This window comes from Paenarthrobacter sp. YJN-D (genome assembly GCF_015040335.1).
In the GTDB taxonomy this organism is placed as follows: Bacteria; Actinomycetota; Actinomycetes; order Actinomycetales; family Micrococcaceae; genus Arthrobacter; species Arthrobacter nicotinovorans.
Genome location: NZ_CP053549.1, coordinates 2,277,376 through 2,293,681, shown reverse-complemented (window position 1 = coordinate 2,293,681; position 16,306 = coordinate 2,277,376). Strand labels below are relative to the sequence as shown.

The following is a 16,306-nucleotide window of genomic DNA, read 5'->3' as shown; positions in this document are numbered from 1 at the left end:
CCTATGACATCCAGCGATGCCGCATTTGAACAGCTGATCACCGACGCCCGCCACTGGGCTTCCCAAGACCCGGACCCGACGACGACGGCGGCGCTCCTGGAGCTCGCCGACCTCGCCGGCGCGGGCGATGCGGGAGCTGCACAGGAACTGGGCGACAGCTTCAACGGCACCCTCCAGTTCGGCACGGCAGGCCTCCGCGCAGCCCTCGGTCCAGGTCCGAACCGCATGAACCGCGTGGTCGTCCGCCGGGCAGCAGCGGGCCTGGCGGCCTTCCTCACCGAAACCGTCGCCGCGGCGGCCCCGGGAACCCGGCCACGCGCCGTCGTCGGTTTCGACGCCCGCCACAACTCGGACATCTTCGCGGAAGAAACGGCCGCCATATTCACTGCTGCGGGAATCGAAACGTTCCTCATGCCGGCCGCGCTTCCGACGCCGTTGCTCGCCTACGCGGTCAGGAACCTCGACTGCGACGGCGGCGTGATGGTCACTGCCAGCCACAACCCGCCGCAGGACAACGGCTACAAGGTCTACTTGGGCCGCCATGCGGTGTCCGAGAGCGGCCGGGGTGCCCAGATCGTCGCACCGTACGACGCCAAAATCGCGGCAAAGATCGAGGCCGTCGGTGCCTTGGAGTCCATCGAGTTGGCCGATTCCGGCTGGTCAGTACTGCCGACGTCTATCACCTCGGACTACGAATCCGCAATGGCCGGGCTGGTCGACCGTGAACACTTCCCGGCGCGGGAGCTGAAGATTGTCCTGACTCCGATGCACGGGGTGGGCGGCGGGACGGCCGTCTCCGTCCTGAATGCGGCAGGGTTCAGCGACGTCACCCTGGTGGCCGAGCAGGCCGAGCCGGACCCCGACTTCCCCACCGTCGCTTTTCCGAACCCGGAAGAACCCGGGGCGTTGGACCTGGCACTCGCTGCGGCGGCTGCTGCCGGCGCGGACATCGTGCTGGCCAATGATCCCGACGCCGACCGCGCCGCCGTCGCTGCCTTGGACCCCGCGACCAATGCCTGGCGCATGCTGCGTGGCGATGAAGTCGGAGCCCTCCTGGGAGCGCACATTGTGGCGCGTTTGGCCGCTGCCGCACCCGACGAGCCGCATGCCGGCGTATTCGCCAACTCGATCGTTTCTTCACGGCTGCTCTCGCGGATTGCAGCCGCCGCAGGCTACGCCCACGAAGAAACACTCACGGGTTTCAAGTGGATTTCCCGTGTGCCGGGCCTCACCTACGGTTACGAGGAAGCCCTGGGCTACTGTGTGGCACCGGAGCTGGTCAGGGACAAGGACGGCATTTCAGCCGCTGTGCTGATCGCCGAGCTGGCGGCAGCCGCCAAAGATGAAGGCAGGACGATCTTCGACACCCTGGACGACCTGTACCTCGTGCACGGCCTTCACGCGAGCGATCAATTGAGCATCCGGGTTGCTGACCTGGGTCTTCTCGACGCCATGATGAACCGGCTCCGGGTCAACCCGCCGGAAGCGTTCGGAGGGTCCACGGTGGAGGTTTCCGTTGACCTGGCCGAAGGCAGCGACAACCTTCCTCCGACGGATGGGCTGCTGTACATCACTCGCGACCAGAGCCGTGTCATTATCCGGCCCAGCGGCACCGAACCGAAGCTCAAGTGCTACCTCGAAGTGATCCGCCCCGTGGAATCCGCGGCGGAACTCGCGGAAGCACGCCAAGCCGCGCGGACCTCCCTGGACGATGTCCTCAGGGATGTCCGCGAAGCACTGGGACAGTAACTTCCTAGAGCCCGACCTCAACGAAGCCGTCCACCAAGCGTGTAGCGAAGGCGTCAAGGCGGAGCTCGGGATTGGTGAAGCACTCACCCGTTTCAAGGTCGTAAACCTCTTTGTGAAGCGGCGAGGCGATGGTGGGCCGGCTTCCGCGGGACCCGATGATGCCGCGCGCCATGACGTTGGCGAGTGTCGCCGGGTCCTGCTGGGCTACGGCGAAGACTTCCGAAGGCCCGGTGCGGAACAGGGCAACCTGCCGGCCTTCGATCAGTGCTGCTTCTCCCCAGGCGGGCTCAAGTTCGTCCAGCGGGCACACACGGTGCCAGGTGGCGGCTGCGGCCGGGCCTCCGGCACTGTCAAGAGTCTCGGCACGGTCCAGAATTACGGTCATTTCAGCCCCTCTCACTGTGTCCGGGTGCTGGCATATTCGGTCATCACTCCCCGGACCGGGCCACGCTTGCGGCCACTCCTCCACGCTAGGACCGGGGTGTTTCAGCCGGGGTGCTCGTTTGTGTCCGGCGGGTAAAAGACACCTCACACGAGCTGAAACGCGTTCGTGATGCAGAAGTTAAGACCACGAAACAAAAGGGAAACTGAAGCGAAACTGCCCGTCCCTAGGCTGGGATCACAAGTTGCGGAGATCCGTCTGCAACATCTGCGAAAGGCCCACCAGTGACCGGACACACTTCAAGCACAGTGACTCCACGCCGCGTCGTCGTTATCGGCGGCGGACCTGCTGCCCACCGTTTCACCGACGCCATGGTCAATCGCGGTCTTGAAGGCTGGCAGCTCACGGTACTGACCGAGGAGGCACACCTCCCCTACGACCGCGTGGCATTGAGCAAGGCCCTCACCGAAACCGACGTCGACCTCACCTTGGGCGACGCCTCCATGTGGGACCACCAGGCGGTGGAGTTGAAGACCGGCGAGCGCGCGGTCAGGATTGATCCCGTTGCCCGGAACGTGGTGACCGCGGCGGGCAACGTTTACGGATATGACCATTTGGTGGTCGCTACGGGTTCCGATGCCGCCCGGCTCCCCATTCCCGGGTCCGAGCACACCCACGTTTACCGCACGCTTGAGGACGTTTGGTCCATCAACAAGGCCATCGAGGAATTGACCGCGAAACTCGGCCGGAAGGTCAACGCGGTAACCATCGGCGGCGGCCTCCTGGGACTCGAATCGGCTGCCGGCACGGAGCAACTCGGGGCGACGCCTGTGGTCATCAACGGCTCGCCGTGGCTGATGAACACTCAATTGGACGAAGGCGCCGGCCAGGCTTTGGGCCGCTTGATCGCGGCCAAGGGGTTCGAAGTGCACGGCGGTGTCTTCCCCTCCGAAGTGAAAACGGACGACGACGGCCAGGTCACCGGAGTCCTGATGGCTGACGGACGCACCATCGACGCCGACCTCGTGATTGTGGCCATCGGTGTCAGGCCCCGCGACGAACTGTTCCGCGCAGCCGAAGGCGAAGAGCAGCTCTTCAGCCTGGGCCAGCGCGGCGGCGTGGTCATCAACGATTTCTGCGCCACCGAAGTGGAGGGCATCTGGGCCATCGGCGAAGTGGCCAACTTCGAGGGCATGTGCCTGGGCCTCGTGGCTCCCGCCAACACCATGGCCGAGATCGTGGCGGACCGGCTGCACGGCGGTGAGGCGACATTCCCCGGTTTTGACACTGCCACCAAGCTGAAGTTGTCCGGTGTGGACGTTGCCAGCTTCGGTGATGCCTTCGCCAGGACCGAACACGCACTTGAAATCGTCTACGCCGACCCCGCCCGCGGCGTTTACCAGAAGATCGTTACTACCGACGACGCAAAGACCCTCCTGGGCGGCATCTTCGTGGGCGACGCTTCGCCCTACATGAGCCTTCGCCCGCTCCTGGGCCGCGAGCTGTCCGCCGAACCGGGCGCCTACCTGAGCGCCGCCGGTGGTGGCGAGGCTCCGGAGACCGAACTTCCCGATGACGCGATCCTGTGCTCATGCAACAACGTGGCCGCCGGAACCATCCGTGACACCATCAACGGCTGCGGCGCCTGTGAAGGCAACGCCCCGGTGCAGGAACTCAGCGAACTCAAGGGCTGCACCCGTGCCGGAACCCAGTGCGGTTCCTGCGTTCCGATGCTGAAGAAGCTCCTGGAAGGCGAACTCACCAAGTCCGGCATCGAGGTCTCCAAGGCCCTCTGCGAGCACATCAGCCTTTCCCGTCAGGAACTCTTCGATGCCATCCGTGTCCTGGAGCTCACGTCCTTCGAAGACATCATGGCCAAGTACGGCACTGGTGCCGGTTGCGACATCTGCAAGCCGACCATCGCTTCCATCCTGGCCAGCCAGCACTCCGCCTACGTCCTGGACGCCGGGCGTGGTTCCCTGCAGGACACCAACGACCGCGCCCTTGCGAACATGCAGAAGGACGGCACCTACTCCGTGGTTCCCCGCATCGCCGGCGGCGAGATTACGCCCAAGGGGCTAGGTGTCATCGCTGCGGTGGCTGAGAAGTACAACCTGTACACCAAGATCACCGGCGGCCAGCGCATCGATATGTTCGGTGCCCGCCTTGAGCAACTGCCGGATATCTGGAAGGAACTGGTGGACGCCGGCTTCGAGTCCGGCCAGGCTTACGGCAAGAGCCTGCGCACGGTGAAGTCCTGTGTTGGATCCACGTGGTGCCGCTTCGGCGTCCAGGATTCCGTGGCCATGGCCATCGCACTGGAACTGCGCTACCGGGGCCTGCGCAGCCCGCACAAGCTCAAGATGGGTGTTTCCGGTTGCGCCCGCGAGTGCGCCGAAGCCCGGGGCAAGGACGTCGGCGTGATCGCCACCGCGGACGGCTGGAACCTTTACGTTGGCGGCAACGGTGGTGCCACTCCGGCGCACGCCAAACTGCTTGCCAAGGACCTGGACGACGAAACGCTGCTGAAGTACATCGACCGTTACCTGATGTACTACATCCGGACGGCCGACCGCCTGCAGCGCACTGCCCGCTGGCAGGAAGAACTCGACGGCGACATCAAGCACGTCGAGGACGTGGTGGTCCACGACTCCTTGGGCATTGCCGCTGAGCTCGAGGCCGCCATGGCCAAGCACATCGACACCTACGAGGACGAGTGGGCCGAGACGTTGAAGGATCCGGAGCGCCTCCGCCGTTTCCGTTCCTTCGTCAACGCCCCCAACCAAAAGGACGAGTCCATCTCCTTCGTTCCGGAGCGCGGCCAGATCCGCCCTGCCACGAACGAAGAAAAGGGCGGCGTGCTCATCGCCTCCACCATCCCGGTCCGCAGCGAATAACAAGGGGTCACCATGCAGCTCACCATTGACCTGACCGACCGTGATGTCCTGGTCACAGGATCCGACAGAACCGCCCGCCAGGCCGTCCGCCGCTATCGGAGCGCCGGAGCCAACGTCTACCGGCTGAGCACGCCCGACGGTGCACCGGCCGACGGCCAACTCCCCGAGCGTCCGTTCCTGGTGGCGGTAGTGGACGACGGCGACGACGGCTGGGGTGCGCTGGTGGACCGGTGCCGTGAGGCCGGCATCCCTGTTGCGTTCGAGCCGCAGCCGGGCGCCGAAGGCCACGTGACATTGGTGGGCGGAGGTCCCGGAAGCCTTGAGCTGCTTACCGTGGGCGCTGTCGATGCTTTGCGGGATGCCGACGTCGTCTTCTTCGACCGTCTGGCCCCCTACCAGGAGCTGGCGGGCCTGACCTCCGCGGACCTCGTGGATGTGGGGAAGCAGCCCGGCCTGCACAAGGTGACGCAGCGCGACATTGAGAAGCTCATGGTGGAAGCGGCGCTGCTGGGCAAGAACGTGGTCAGGCTCAAGGGCGGTGACCCCTACGTCTTCGGTCGGGGCGGGGAAGAGGTAGCCGCTTGTGTTGCGGCCGGTGTTCCCGTCCGGGTGATTTCCGGTGTCACCAGCGCCATCTCCGTGCCTGCTGCCGCGGGCATTCCGGTGACGCACCGCGAAGTGAGCCACATGTTCACGGTAGTGTCAGGGCACGCGCCCCTGACGGAAAAGGAGCACACCCACCTCGCCGGACTCGGCGGGACGATCATCGTCCTCATGGGCATCGGTACTCTCCCCCAGTTGGCCGCCGGACTGCGTCGGGCAGGGATGGATCGTGAAATGCCGATGGCTGTGGTGGAACGTGGGTATCGGCCGGGCCAACGCACCACAATTGCCGACCTCGGTAGTATCGAAACAGCAGCGACCGGCTGCAGCAACCCTGCCGTGCTGGTGATCGGCGAGGTGGTCCGGGTGGCCGAGGCCAACCGGAACCACGCCGAAGCATCCGCTGAACTGAGCCGACTCGCGGCTTCGCTTCTTGAAGCCTGAAGGTAAGAACACATGACTGTTGCACGTGCCATCGAAAGCCTGGACCCCAATGCCGCTCCGGACACTTCCGAGGCGCCCGAGGCGCCCTTGGACGGATTCCGCATCGGCGTCACCTCGCACCGCCGTTCCCGTGACCTCATCGAGGCCCTGGAGAGGCGCGGCGCCAGTGTCCTGCACGCCCCTGCCCTGAAGATCGCCCCGGTCCAAGAGGACATGATCCTCGTAGAGGACACCCGGACCATCATCGAAGCGAAGCCGGATATTTGCATCGCCACCACCGCCTACGGCATGCGCCGCTGGTGCGAGGCGGCCGATTCTTTTGGCATCGGCGAGCAGCTCCTGGAGACCTTGTCCGCCTGCCGCATGTTCGTCAGGGGACCCAAGGCCCGCGGTGCAGTCCGCGCGGCCGGGCTTGCCGACGTCGGAATCAGCAGCGACGAAACCACCGCCACCTTGGTGGACATGCTGCTGGTGGAGGGAGTTCGCGGCAAGACCGTGGCTGTGCAGTTGCACGGGTACACGGACGTTCGCCAGCTCGAGCGGCTCCGCATGTCCGGCGCGACCGTGCTGACGGTAACTCCCTACCGCTGGGTGAAGCCCGATGGTGAAGACAAGTTGCCGCGCCTGATCGAGGCCGTGGTCAATGGGAACCTGGACGTCCTGACCTTCACCAGCGCCCCGGCAGTGGATGCCATGTGGAGCACGGCGCATGAGATGGGCCTCTACCGGCAGCTCATTGAAGCGCTCAAGGGCCCGGTGACGGTGGCCGCGGTCGGGCCGGTGACTGCCCAGCCCCTGGTCGACGCCGGGCTGACGCCCCTGATCCCCGACCGTTACCGCATGGGTGCGCTTATTCGGCTTGTGACCGAGCACTTGTCCTTGAACCATGTCCGCCGCCTGGAGACGAAGAGTGCCACCATCGAGCTGCGCGGACGGTGCCTGCGGATCAACGGCGAAGTGGTGGAGCTGGCCCCCGCTCCCCTCCTGCTGTTGCGGGCGTTGCTCGGCGCCGGCGGCGCGGTCTTGTCGCGTGAGGCGCTCTCTGACCTGTTGGATCTGCGCGGTTCCGTGCACGCCTTGGACATGACGGTCAGCCGGCTTCGGTCCGCGCTCCCGGACGGAAAGCTTGTGGAAACAGTGGTCAAACGCGGATACCGGCTGCGGGCCTAGGGTTGCGGCCCTGCTACGCCGCTTTCACCAAGGGCAGTTCATCCCAGTTGGTGGTGTAGCGGGGGCTGAGCATATCCCTCTTCATTGACCAGTCCGGGCCGCCCTTGATGCCGGCATGCCCCAATCCGATGGAGCCGCGGCCATAGCGTTTGCTGACCTCCTCCAGCAAGCTTCCGATACCCCGTTCCTCGTGGCGGTTCTCGAAGATCTCCAAGGGCTTCTGGTTGCCGCTGGGACGGAGGTCGGTGACCATGATTCCGGCCTTGGCGTACCTGACGCCCTCCTGGATTTTGGGGACCAGGGCGTGCGCAGCCTTGGTGAGCAGCACGGGATCGGCGGTGGGCATGGGCAGCTTGACGTTCACAGCAGGAAACGATTTGTCGTTCGGGTTGTACACCGACGTTGCTGCGAACGCCGTCAGCAGCTTGGCTTGGAGGTCGTGCTTGGCCAGCCTGGCGCTGGCCATCTGCCCGTAGACGCTGAGCACCTGCCGCAGCTGGGCCGCCGTCGTAATCGGCGTCGAGAACGAACGCGAGAAGATCAGCTGGTCCCGTCCGATCCTTTCCTCTTCCATGGGGATGCACGGCGTTCCCTGCAGTTCCAGGACGGTGCGCATCATGACGATGGAGAACTTGTCCCGGAGGGCCACGGGATCTGCCCGAACCAGGTCCAGGATTGAAAAGATGCCCATCGCGTTCAGCCGCTTGGTGAGCCTGGTAGCCACGCCCCAGATCTCGATGACGGACAGCCGGGCCATGAGCGCTTCGCGCCGGGCTTCAGGAACCGAATCCCAACGGCACACGCCGTTGAAAGCCGGATTGTGTTTGGCCCATTTGTTGGCCAGCTTGGCAAGCGTTTTGGTGCGGGCGATTCCGACGCACACCGGAACTCCAACGTTCCTGCGGCAAGCATCCTTGATGGTTCGCCCCAGCTGCAGCAACTCCTCCGGCCGGCCCTTGACGCCCAGGAACGCTTCGTCGATCGAATAGACCTCTTGCCACGCCGAGTAGCGCCGCAATAGCTCTACTGGTAGGGGCGCGTACTCGAAAGTCCACTATTCGTCTCAAAAGTGGCTGCGTGCGGTGGCAGGGTGCTAGTGGCGGGGCCAGCCCCGAAAGGATGCCTCGAACTCTGGCGTTCCTGGGTATTGAAGAGTCTGCCTTAAAGGGCCCTTTCGTGGCACCGGCTAACGGATAGGGACGGGACCTGAGTAGAGGCCAACACTCGACCTCGTGAAGGTCGCACCTTTCACCCGGTTGGGGACCGGCTTTCGGGACGACTCTAGGGCTCCCGCCTTACGAACGATGCAATTGAACCCCAGCCCGGTTCTGGGAAGGAGAAGGGCGCCAGCTTTCGGATACGACGACCAAGCTAGAGTGCTCATTCCCAACCTGACATGATGAGAAGCATGGCTGCTTCCCGTCCTGATCCTCAGGCTTCTCTTGAAGGTACCGTTGTACTTCTTCGTGCGCTAACCGAGAAGGACCTACCGGCCCTATTTACGGCTATTGGAAGACCCGAGATCTTCGCTGGCGGCTGGGGTGGAGGTATGGGGGCTTATCGAGAGGACTTCGAGCAGTGGTCGGAGTTCCTGAGGCAATGGCTGCCCTGGCAACAAAGCAACGTGTACGCCGTGTGCCTTCGTTCAGAGGACAACAGGGTTATTGGCACCACCACGCTCGGCGATTTCGACTTGGTAAATGAGTCTGCGCACGTCGGGTGGACCGCGTATTCCCCGGATGTTTGGGGAAGCGGGGTGAATGCTGACGCCAAGCGGCTCCTGCTAAGTACGGCCTTTACCCATGGCTTCGAGCGGATCCGCTTACAGGCCGACGTACTAAATGTTCGGTCAAGGGCGGCCATTGAGCGGATCGGCGCGCAGCAAGAGGGCGTGCTCAGACATGTACAACGGCGGGCAGATGGCAGCTGGCGCGACACAGCCATCTATTCCGTTCTGCGCGAGGAATGGCCATACGTGCGCAGTGTTATTGATCAGCGTTTGGTGACGTAGCTTGAGGAGCCCGAACGGTGAGGAGAAGCCGCGGAAGGTTCGTGACACGATCGTCGTATGACTTCATTGCCACTGCCAGTTGTACGCGAGGAGCGAGGAAACGCAGCCGCGAGAGATGCTGCAGGGATCTGGGCTCGTGCTACTGCGCGCCGCGACCGACTCCCCTCGGTCCCGATGCTCGAGGACAAGCTGCCCGGTATTGAATCAGCTCTTGCCTGCGATGGGGCGTTGCTTTTGATCGCTCGCGTCGAGGGAGAAGCAAGGGCGTTTGCGGTAGTCATTCCCCGCGTCGATGTTCTGGAAGTGCTCTACTTGGCGGTTGATCCGACGGCCTGGGGCACTGGCCTCGCCCGCGAGGTCCTCGACCACCTCCGCCATCACTCAGCAAAGGAAAAGACTCCGATGGAACTTTGGGTTATCGCGGACAACAGCAGAGCGATAGCTTCCTACGAAAGTGCTGGATGGACCCGAACGACCGAAGTTAAGGTTCGTAACTCGTCAGGCCAGCCGGAACGCCGCTACATCTTGACTCATTGAAGGTTCCAGAAGGGACAGAAGGAACATCAGATCCAACCTGCCTTAGCGCGTCGTCTGATGTCCCTATGGCCCTGACGGCTTCCTCATCATTCCAAGAATGGCGGTCCCGGTTCTGCGCCTGGCTGAGTCGTTTAGCGGGCAGTTTTCAGCGGAGTGCGGGGTAGGAGGCCCAGTCTCCTCCGGCGAGGCGCCACCACGCGGTCGCTGAGGTTGTGCTGATTCCGAGGAGGTCCGAGAGGACTCTGGGGTGCATCTGTTGCGCGAGTTCAAGGAGTGCGGTGACTCGGGCGCTGCCGGTTTGCATGCCGTGACGGTTGAGCCGTTTTCCGAGGGCGCCGGCCGTGAGGGGCGCGCCAGGGTTCCGTCCGGCGAAGAGCCAGCGGTCTGATCGGGGCTGGCTCAGATTGAGGAGGTCCGTGAGGGCTTCGCCTAGCGCACGGGGCAGCTCGATCGGTTCCTTCCCGAGGGTCAGGGTCACTCGATCTTGGAGGAAGTCTACTTGGGCGCGTTCTATGGCCACGATTCTCGTTAGGTGCATGCCGTAGAGCAGGACGAGCAGGGCCGCGACCCTATCAACGGGTGATATGTGGGTGTCTTTGAGGAACAGGCGGGCCATTTTCCAGCGGTGGTCGGAGTCGAATCCGTTCCCGGCGAGTTGATTCTTGCGGTGTTCAACTCTGAGGCGGCTCATGCGATTCTGGCGCAACCAGCGCGTGAAGGGCGCCAGTGCGTCTTGTTGACTCGGGGAGCCCGTGAGGAAGGCGTCGAGTTCGCGTTGCGGATAGGTCGTGAGCGCGTGGCCTTGGACGTGGATGTGTCGGAGAAGCTTGGCGCAGTACCTCAAGGCTGCACGTTGTTTCTGGTAGCGAGCTTTGGCGGTGCCGCGTGGTGTGGTGTGGGTTGTGGAGTTCAGTCCCCACGCATTGTATTGGCGCAGGAGGAGCCGGTCCTCTGGTGCTTCAAGAGAGGCGAGCCAGAGGCGAAGCCAGTGCTCGAAGCGGGCGTGTTGGACGTGCAGGTCAGGCAGGGTGCCGGATTGAACGAGCAGGGGGAGTAGGAACGAGGCTGATTGCGCGGAACCTGCCCGCTCGATGATCGCTGCGGGTTCCAGTGGCAGTGTCCCGCCGGCAAGGTCGCGGAGCGTGGCGGCGGCGCTGCTGTTGTCTACCCAGCGGCTCAGTGACTCTGCTCGCGGGTGGTGGGAGATCAGGTAGTCGGCCAACGCCTGCATCTCGTCCCGGATCTCGCCCGTTTCGTCGGAGAGAAGCCGCCGGACGACGAGGGGTCGGCGGCATTGTGCGCACAGGTGATGTTTGCGTGATTCCTGGACCGAGCCGCAGCCGGGGCAAGCCATGGTGACTGGGGCGCCTGCGCATTCAGCACAGACGAGTTGTTGGTGCAGGAGATTTGTCAGCATCCGCCGCTGGCCGCATTCGGGGCATGGGTGTGGGTTCCGCATGCCGTAGTAGCAGCGGGCGCATACGCATTTTCCTTCAAGGTGTGTGGCGACCCGGCCGCTTCTATGGCAGAGGGAGCATGTCTTTTCCGGGGCTGTGTAGCAGTTGAGGCACACCAACTCCGGTCGCCGGACGACGATGGTCGCGGACTTACCGCAACGTGAGCAGGTGTCGAACGACCGGGGGTCTGCCCGCCAGCACGCCCTGCAGAAACGCTCTCCACCGATATTGCGCTGAACTGGCTGGGTCCGCCCACAGCTGGCGCAGGGCGCCGACAAGTTGATTCGGGCGCAGCGTGAGCAATGCCGTCCTCCGCCGGGCGCCTTGTGGGGCAGCCGAAGGTGCCGGCCGCACCCTTCGCAGGTCGGAAGAACGATGCCGCGGGCGCCGGCGGCAACGAGCGCATGACACAGTTCCTGGACGGTGATCGGGACGTTCTTGTGCTCGCCTTGCAAGACCCCTGGCTGCTTGATCAGCGCAAGCTGGAGTAGACGCTGCGTTCGCTCGACGGGAGCGACCTCGATTACGACTGTCGTGATGTCTGGGGCTGGGAGTTCAAGGTTCGTGTCCTGGATGAGCGAAACGATCTCCGATAAGTGCTGCCCGGTACTCTGGTCGGCCACTTCAAGCTTGCTCGGGTCCGGGACGCCGGATGGTTGCCCGGAGCGGACGGAGATCACCGATCGAACCGCGTGTCTGTTCGCCGACGGCGACGGGCCGGGTTTCTGCCGTGCCGCGCTTCACCGATACGAGGTCATCCAGGGAACATTCCAGTGCGTCGCACAGAGCCGAGAGAACATCCAGCCGCACTCGCTGCGGCGTCTGGGCAACCAGCCGGTACACCTGCTCCCTGGACAGGTCGATGCCCCGCTCCGCGAGCAGGGGGCCGAGCTTGGAAGTCTGGAAGATTCCCCGGGAAGCCATTACCGATCGGAGATTCCAGGTCGTCTCCAGCTCAATCGTCACGGTCGTCTCCTTCTACGAGGTTCTTCAGTGCCTTCGCGAGCACCCGATTCTTGAAATCAGAACTGACAGAAGCGTAAATCGACGTTGATGACGCCTGCGCATGCCCGACCTGTTCCTGCACAAAGCGCTCGGCATAACCAAACTCGATCAGGTGAGTGACGTACGAGTGCCGAAGACTGTGCAGCGTGAGGGCCTTCGACAACCCCGCCTCATCCCGCAACGCCGCAAAACGCCGGTCCAGGAAACCCGCCGTCACGCGCGTGCGCCGCTCAGTGACCCAGATTGCCTCAAGCTCGCCCGGCGCGAATCTCTGCCGGGCGTCTTCAACCCACTGTTGCATTCCTTGTATCCACCAGTCGAACTCAGGAACCAGTAGGACCGTTCGTCGCCGCGGAGCGCTGCCCCTGGAAGCCTTCGCCCACCGGACATGAATTGCACCGAACCGCCCCCAACCCGGCACCGCGGAGCTGTGGTGGAGGTCGGTCAGGTCGAGCTTCACCGCTTCCGTGCGACGCAGACCGAAGGCATACACCGTCTTCAGCAACTGCGCGTCGCGCAGCGCCCCCAGAGCCCCTTTCCGACGCGACCTCACCAGCGCCTCAACGCGCGCATCAGCCGTATCGAACAACACCTGGACTTCTTCGTAGGAGAGCGGCCGCCGAGCGGCGTCGCCTTCGAACTCGAAGCGGTGCGCGACCGTGTTCCACGGCAGGCACACCTGTGATGGCACCTCACCGAACTGCGCTTCGCAGATTTCCATCCAGTCGTAGTGCGGATTCGTGATGTACTCGCAGAAGACCCGAATGGCGCCGTGATAGTGCCGAATGGTTGACAGGGCCCTCTTGTCACCGCCGATCGTATCGGTGAACTCATCAAGGTCGCTGACTCTCCACTGCCACGGAGGCTTGTCGGAGAACTCACGGAACCGCGTAGCTATCGCGAGTCGTGCCCGAATCGTTGCTGCTCTCAGGCCCCGGCTTTGCTGCTGGTTCCGCCATCCGTCGATCATCGCCTCGAACACCGTCTGTTCGGGCTTCATCATCGAGACGTTCGAGGCCGAAGATAGCAGCCTTAAGGCGGGGGCGGCGTTCTCATTATGTTGCATTAGATACAACAAAGTACGGACAGATGCATCATCAGGTCAAACTGGACCGCTTGGGCCGCGGAATTTCCTTGCTACCTTCGATTGCAGTACCTCGCATCACCGCAATTAGTGTGCAGTTGCAACCGTAGACAGTTGCATTTGCTGCAACAGTGCAGGGTTCATGACACGCGAGCTGATGTCTCCGTATAGTTCGTAGTTGCTGGACAGCGCAATGAGCCCCCATTCCTTGGCCCGTGGAGCCAGCTTGAACCATGGGTCGCCCAGCCCGATGCCAAGCTGCTTCGCCTCCGGCGACCTCGTCACGGCGCAACCGTCATTGTTGGAGAGCACGATCAGGGGTTTGCCCTCCAACGCGGGATTGAAGGCCCGTTCTGCTGAGGCATAGAAACAATTGATGTCCACGTGGGCGATCTCCTGCATCGTGTGCATAACGGCCGGCCTGGACATGCTCCTCCTCGATTGGTCACTAACATGCGCGACCTCGGAAAATAGGAGGACACGCCGCTGATTCGAATATATGTTCGAATAAGTCAACTGTACCGCCACCCACCGACAACGAAACTTCCCTTGACCAATTGAGCCCGCTGCAGGAGGAATGGGCACGGCTAATCACCCATGCGCGGCACCACGATGCCATCGGCTCCGCAGTGGAGCACAAGGTTGCTACTTCCGCCCGTCAGCGTGCAGTCATTGGGGTCGAAGACCTCTGTGGCGGACAGCCACGGGACAGTTCGTTGCCAGAGTCCCCACGATTTTTGTGAGTAAACGGAATAGGTTTGCGGGTCGAAACCTGATTGTTCGACGACGACACTGTCTCCGCTGCTTGCCGTCACCTGGGCGTATGTTGCCGCCATGGCGGCCAGCCCCATGCCGGCAGCATAAATAGACCACGGCAAAGCCGCCGTGGCACTGGCCAGAACCGCCAGAACCGCCAGAACGGCAGTCAGCCGACGGATCCGGCCGCGTGGAATCCGCGCGACCAGCGCCGGTACCAGCAGAACCAGCGCTGCCAAGGCGGCAGCCCCGCTCAGAAGGTGACCACACAGAATGAGCGCCCACCCCGGCATGACGAAGTAGACCAGAACCTCAGGCCATGAATCACTGACCCACGCTGCGGAAGCTTGGGCTGCTACTCCCAGCAGCACCGAGACGAGGGCCAACACGATGCCCCACTTGAGGCGCCGCCGCGCTGCGGTAGATCGCGCCGAATCCGTTTCCGCGGAAACCTCCGCCCCCATCCGTGAAGCGCCCAACCGGGTCTCCGTTACATCATCGCCCGGCAACCGTTTCTGCACACCGCCATCCAACCACGCTTTTGACGTCATCGTGGGGCTTTGGCCAGCGGAGCCAACGAGGAGCCGGGGCTGTTTGCGCAGGCCTTATTGCGAACGTTACGAAACATCCCGCCTTCCGGACTGCGGAAAAGTCCGAAGAGCGGGATGTTTCGCGCTATGAGATTCACACCATGAGCCCGGCTACGGGCGGGCTGCGGCGTCCTTCTTGTGCACCAGATAGATGGCCCCGGTAGTGACGTCCTCTTCAAGCGCTTCCAGGGTGCGCCCACGGGTCTCAGGGACCTGGGTGTAGATGAAGATGAGGGCCGCGATGCCCACGCCGCCGAACAGGAAAAAGGTTCCGGTGATCCCGACGCCGGCCACCAGGGTCGGGAAGAACAGGCCCAGCAGCGCGTTGGCGATCCACAGGCAGAATACCGACAGGCCGATGGCGAAACCACGGACGTGAAGCGGGAAGATCTCCGACAGCATGACCCAGACGGCGATATTCAGGAACGTCTGCATCGAGCCGACGAACGCCACCACCAGGAACAGGATCACGAATGGACGGGCCTCGTTTCCTACGGGAAGGAGGACGGAGGCGATGCCGATCAGGAAGTGGCATGCCGTGGTCAAGGTGAAGCCCAGGAGCAGGGTGGTGCGGCGGTTGACGCGCTGCATCAACGTCAGGGCAATGACGCCCCCGACCACCGCGATCACGCCGGGAGCGATGTTGGCGATCAGGGCTGCGTTGGAGTCGAATCCAGCCTCGACCAGCACCGACTGACCGTAGTACATGATCGAGTTGATGCCGGTCAGCTGCTGGGCCACACCCAAGCCGATGCCGACCAGGATGATGCGAAGGATCCACTTGTCTTTGAGCGCGCCCCACGACGTCGCCTTCGACGCCCGCTCTTCGTCGGCGAGGTGCTTGACGTCGGCCATTTCGGCCTCGGCGCGTTCCACTGACCGGATGGTCTTGAGGACAACGAGGGCTTCTTCCCAACGGCCCTTGGATATCAGCCAGCGCGGCGATTCGGGCATCCGGAGCATGCCGAAGAACAACGCGATGGCAGGCAGTGCGGCAACGGCGAGCATGAGGCGCCATACTCCCCCGAACTCTCCCCAGACGTTACCGATGATGGCATTGACGACAAACGCCGCCAGCTGGCCGATAACGATCATGAGCTCATTCCGGCCGGCCAGCGAGCCCCGGATCTCGTAGGGCGCCAGTTCGGCAAGGAAGACAGGCACCACGGTGGACGCTCCGCCGACGGCAAGTCCAAGAACAACGCGTCCGAGCACCATCACTTCAAAGTTGGGCGCGAAGACGCAGGCGATGGTGCCGGCCAGGAACAGCACCGCGAGCAGGAGGATGGACTTGCGGCGGCCCCACGAATCGGACAGGCGGCCACCTCCCACGGCTCCGGCTGCCGCACCGAACAACAGGGAGCTGGTCACGATCCCTTCCGTCAGGGGCGTCAGGCCGAGATCGGCCGTCATGGGCCTCAGGGCACCGTTGATGACACCAGTGTCATAGCCGAACAGCAGTCCGCCGAAGGTTGCAACCAGGGCTACGAGGCCAAGGCGCTTTCTGTGCGGGCCGTTGGTCAGCGGAGGAAGGGCGGCCGCTTGGGCGCCTTCCCGCTGCATTTGCGTTGCAGACATCAGGACTCCTTTGTCAGTGTGTTGCGGGTCATACTCATCCGCT

General features: G+C 63.4%; 12 protein-coding genes and 2 pseudogenes. 6 read left to right on the top strand and 8 right to left on the bottom strand.

Going from position 1 to position 16,306, the window contains the following annotated elements; all coding sequences use genetic code 11:
* Positions 1-3: 3 nt before the first annotated feature.
* Positions 4-1,749: a phospho-sugar mutase gene (locus HMI60_RS10765; RefSeq protein WP_193589631.1), complete on the top strand. Its 1,746-nt coding sequence runs from the start codon at positions 4-6 to the stop codon at positions 1,747-1,749.
* Between the two features lie 4 nt (positions 1,750-1,753).
* On the opposite strand, the gene nirD is transcribed toward HMI60_RS10765, so the two are convergent.
* Positions 1,754-2,134 carry a nitrite reductase small subunit NirD gene (gene nirD, locus HMI60_RS10760; protein WP_018777379.1) on the bottom strand — a complete coding sequence of 127 codons (381 nt, stop codon included), beginning with the start codon at positions 2,132-2,134 and terminating at the stop codon, positions 1,754-1,756.
* Positions 2,135-2,415: 281 nt separating this feature from the next.
* On the opposite strand from nirD, the gene nirB reads away from it, so the two are divergent.
* Genes nirB through HMI60_RS10745 form a run of 3 tightly spaced genes read left to right on the top strand, consistent with a single transcriptional unit; the run spans position 2,416 to position 7,245 of the window.
* Complete coding sequence (gene nirB, locus HMI60_RS10755) at positions 2,416-5,028, top strand: nitrite reductase large subunit NirB (RefSeq protein ID WP_055974963.1); 2,613 nt, start codon at positions 2,416-2,418, stop codon at positions 5,026-5,028.
* A gap of 12 nt (positions 5,029-5,040) precedes the next feature.
* Complete coding sequence (gene cobA, locus HMI60_RS10750; protein ID WP_039240383.1) at positions 5,041-6,075, top strand: uroporphyrinogen-III C-methyltransferase; 1,035 nt, start codon at positions 5,041-5,043, stop codon at positions 6,073-6,075.
* 12 nt (positions 6,076-6,087) lie between these two features.
* Positions 6,088-7,245, top strand: a complete 1,158-nt coding sequence (locus HMI60_RS10745) for a uroporphyrinogen-III synthase (RefSeq protein ID WP_055974960.1) — start codon at positions 6,088-6,090, stop codon at positions 7,243-7,245.
* A gap of 13 nt (positions 7,246-7,258) precedes the next feature.
* Here HMI60_RS10745 and HMI60_RS10740 read toward each other — a convergent pair.
* Positions 7,259-8,272, bottom strand: a pseudogene (locus tag HMI60_RS10740) (DUF4113 domain-containing protein); the annotation flags it as partial.
* Between the two features lie 381 nt (positions 8,273-8,653).
* On the opposite strand from HMI60_RS10740, the gene HMI60_RS10735 reads away from it, so the two are divergent.
* Positions 8,654-9,256: a GNAT family N-acetyltransferase gene (locus HMI60_RS10735; protein ID WP_193589630.1), complete on the top strand. Its 603-nt coding sequence runs from the start codon at positions 8,654-8,656 to the stop codon at positions 9,254-9,256.
* A gap of 57 nt (positions 9,257-9,313) precedes the next feature.
* Positions 9,314-9,793 (top strand): N-acetyltransferase, encoded by a 480-nt coding sequence (locus HMI60_RS10730; protein ID WP_193589629.1) that lies wholly within the window; start codon positions 9,314-9,316, stop codon positions 9,791-9,793.
* A 145-nt stretch (positions 9,794-9,938) separates the two neighbouring features.
* On the opposite strand, the gene HMI60_RS10725 is transcribed toward HMI60_RS10730, so the two are convergent.
* The 6 genes and pseudogenes from HMI60_RS10725 to HMI60_RS10700 all read right to left on the bottom strand — a co-directional run bounded on the left by HMI60_RS10725 (position 9,939) and on the right by HMI60_RS10700 (position 16,263).
* Entirely contained in the window at positions 9,939-11,210 is a 1,272-nt protein-coding gene (locus HMI60_RS10725) for a hypothetical protein (RefSeq protein WP_193589628.1), read from the bottom strand.
* Between the two features lie 664 nt (positions 11,211-11,874).
* Positions 11,875-12,216, bottom strand: coding sequence for a helix-turn-helix transcriptional regulator (locus HMI60_RS10720; protein ID WP_193589627.1), 342 nt, complete (start codon positions 12,214-12,216; stop codon positions 11,875-11,877).
* A complete protein-coding gene (locus HMI60_RS10715; protein ID WP_193589626.1) occupies positions 12,206-13,258 on the bottom strand; it encodes a tyrosine-type recombinase/integrase in 1,053 nt (350 codons plus the stop codon). Before HMI60_RS10715 ends, HMI60_RS10720 begins: the two co-directional genes overlap by 11 nt.
* Before the next feature lie 222 nt (positions 13,259-13,480).
* A pseudogene (locus tag HMI60_RS10710) lies at positions 13,481-13,768 on the bottom strand (DNA polymerase V subunit UmuC); the annotation flags it as partial.
* Between the two features lie 158 nt (positions 13,769-13,926).
* A complete protein-coding gene (locus HMI60_RS10705) occupies positions 13,927-14,646 on the bottom strand; it encodes a hypothetical protein (protein ID WP_193589625.1) in 720 nt (239 codons plus the stop codon).
* Positions 14,647-14,796: 150 nt separating this feature from the next.
* On the bottom strand, positions 14,797-16,263 hold the full coding sequence (locus HMI60_RS10700) for a sugar porter family MFS transporter (protein ID WP_018777373.1): 1,467 nt from the start codon (positions 16,261-16,263) through the stop codon (positions 14,797-14,799).
* Positions 16,264-16,306 lie beyond the last annotated feature (43 nt).

Coding starts and splice junctions, on each gene's coding strand:
- HMI60_RS10745 (WP_055974960.1), top strand. CDS start 6,088: ATGACTGTTGCACGTGCCATCGAAAGCCTGGACCCCAATGCCGCTCCG.
- HMI60_RS10725 (WP_193589628.1), bottom strand. CDS start 11,210: ATGCTGACAAATCTCCTGCACCAACAACTCGTCTGTGCTGAATGCGCA.
- HMI60_RS10700 (WP_018777373.1), bottom strand. CDS start 16,263: ATGTCTGCAACGCAAATGCAGCGGGAAGGCGCCCAAGCGGCCGCCCTT.
- HMI60_RS10735 (WP_193589630.1), top strand. CDS start 8,654: ATGGCTGCTTCCCGTCCTGATCCTCAGGCTTCTCTTGAAGGTACCGTT.
- HMI60_RS10730 (WP_193589629.1), top strand. CDS start 9,314: ATGACTTCATTGCCACTGCCAGTTGTACGCGAGGAGCGAGGAAACGCA.
- cobA (WP_039240383.1), top strand. CDS start 5,041: ATGCAGCTCACCATTGACCTGACCGACCGTGATGTCCTGGTCACAGGA.
- HMI60_RS10715 (WP_193589626.1), bottom strand. CDS start 13,258: ATGATGAAGCCCGAACAGACGGTGTTCGAGGCGATGATCGACGGATGG.
- nirD (WP_018777379.1), bottom strand. CDS start 2,134: ATGACCGTAATTCTGGACCGTGCCGAGACTCTTGACAGTGCCGGAGGC.
- HMI60_RS10765 (WP_193589631.1), top strand. CDS start 4: ATGACATCCAGCGATGCCGCATTTGAACAGCTGATCACCGACGCCCGC.
- HMI60_RS10705 (WP_193589625.1), bottom strand. CDS start 14,646: ATGACGTCAAAAGCGTGGTTGGATGGCGGTGTGCAGAAACGGTTGCCG.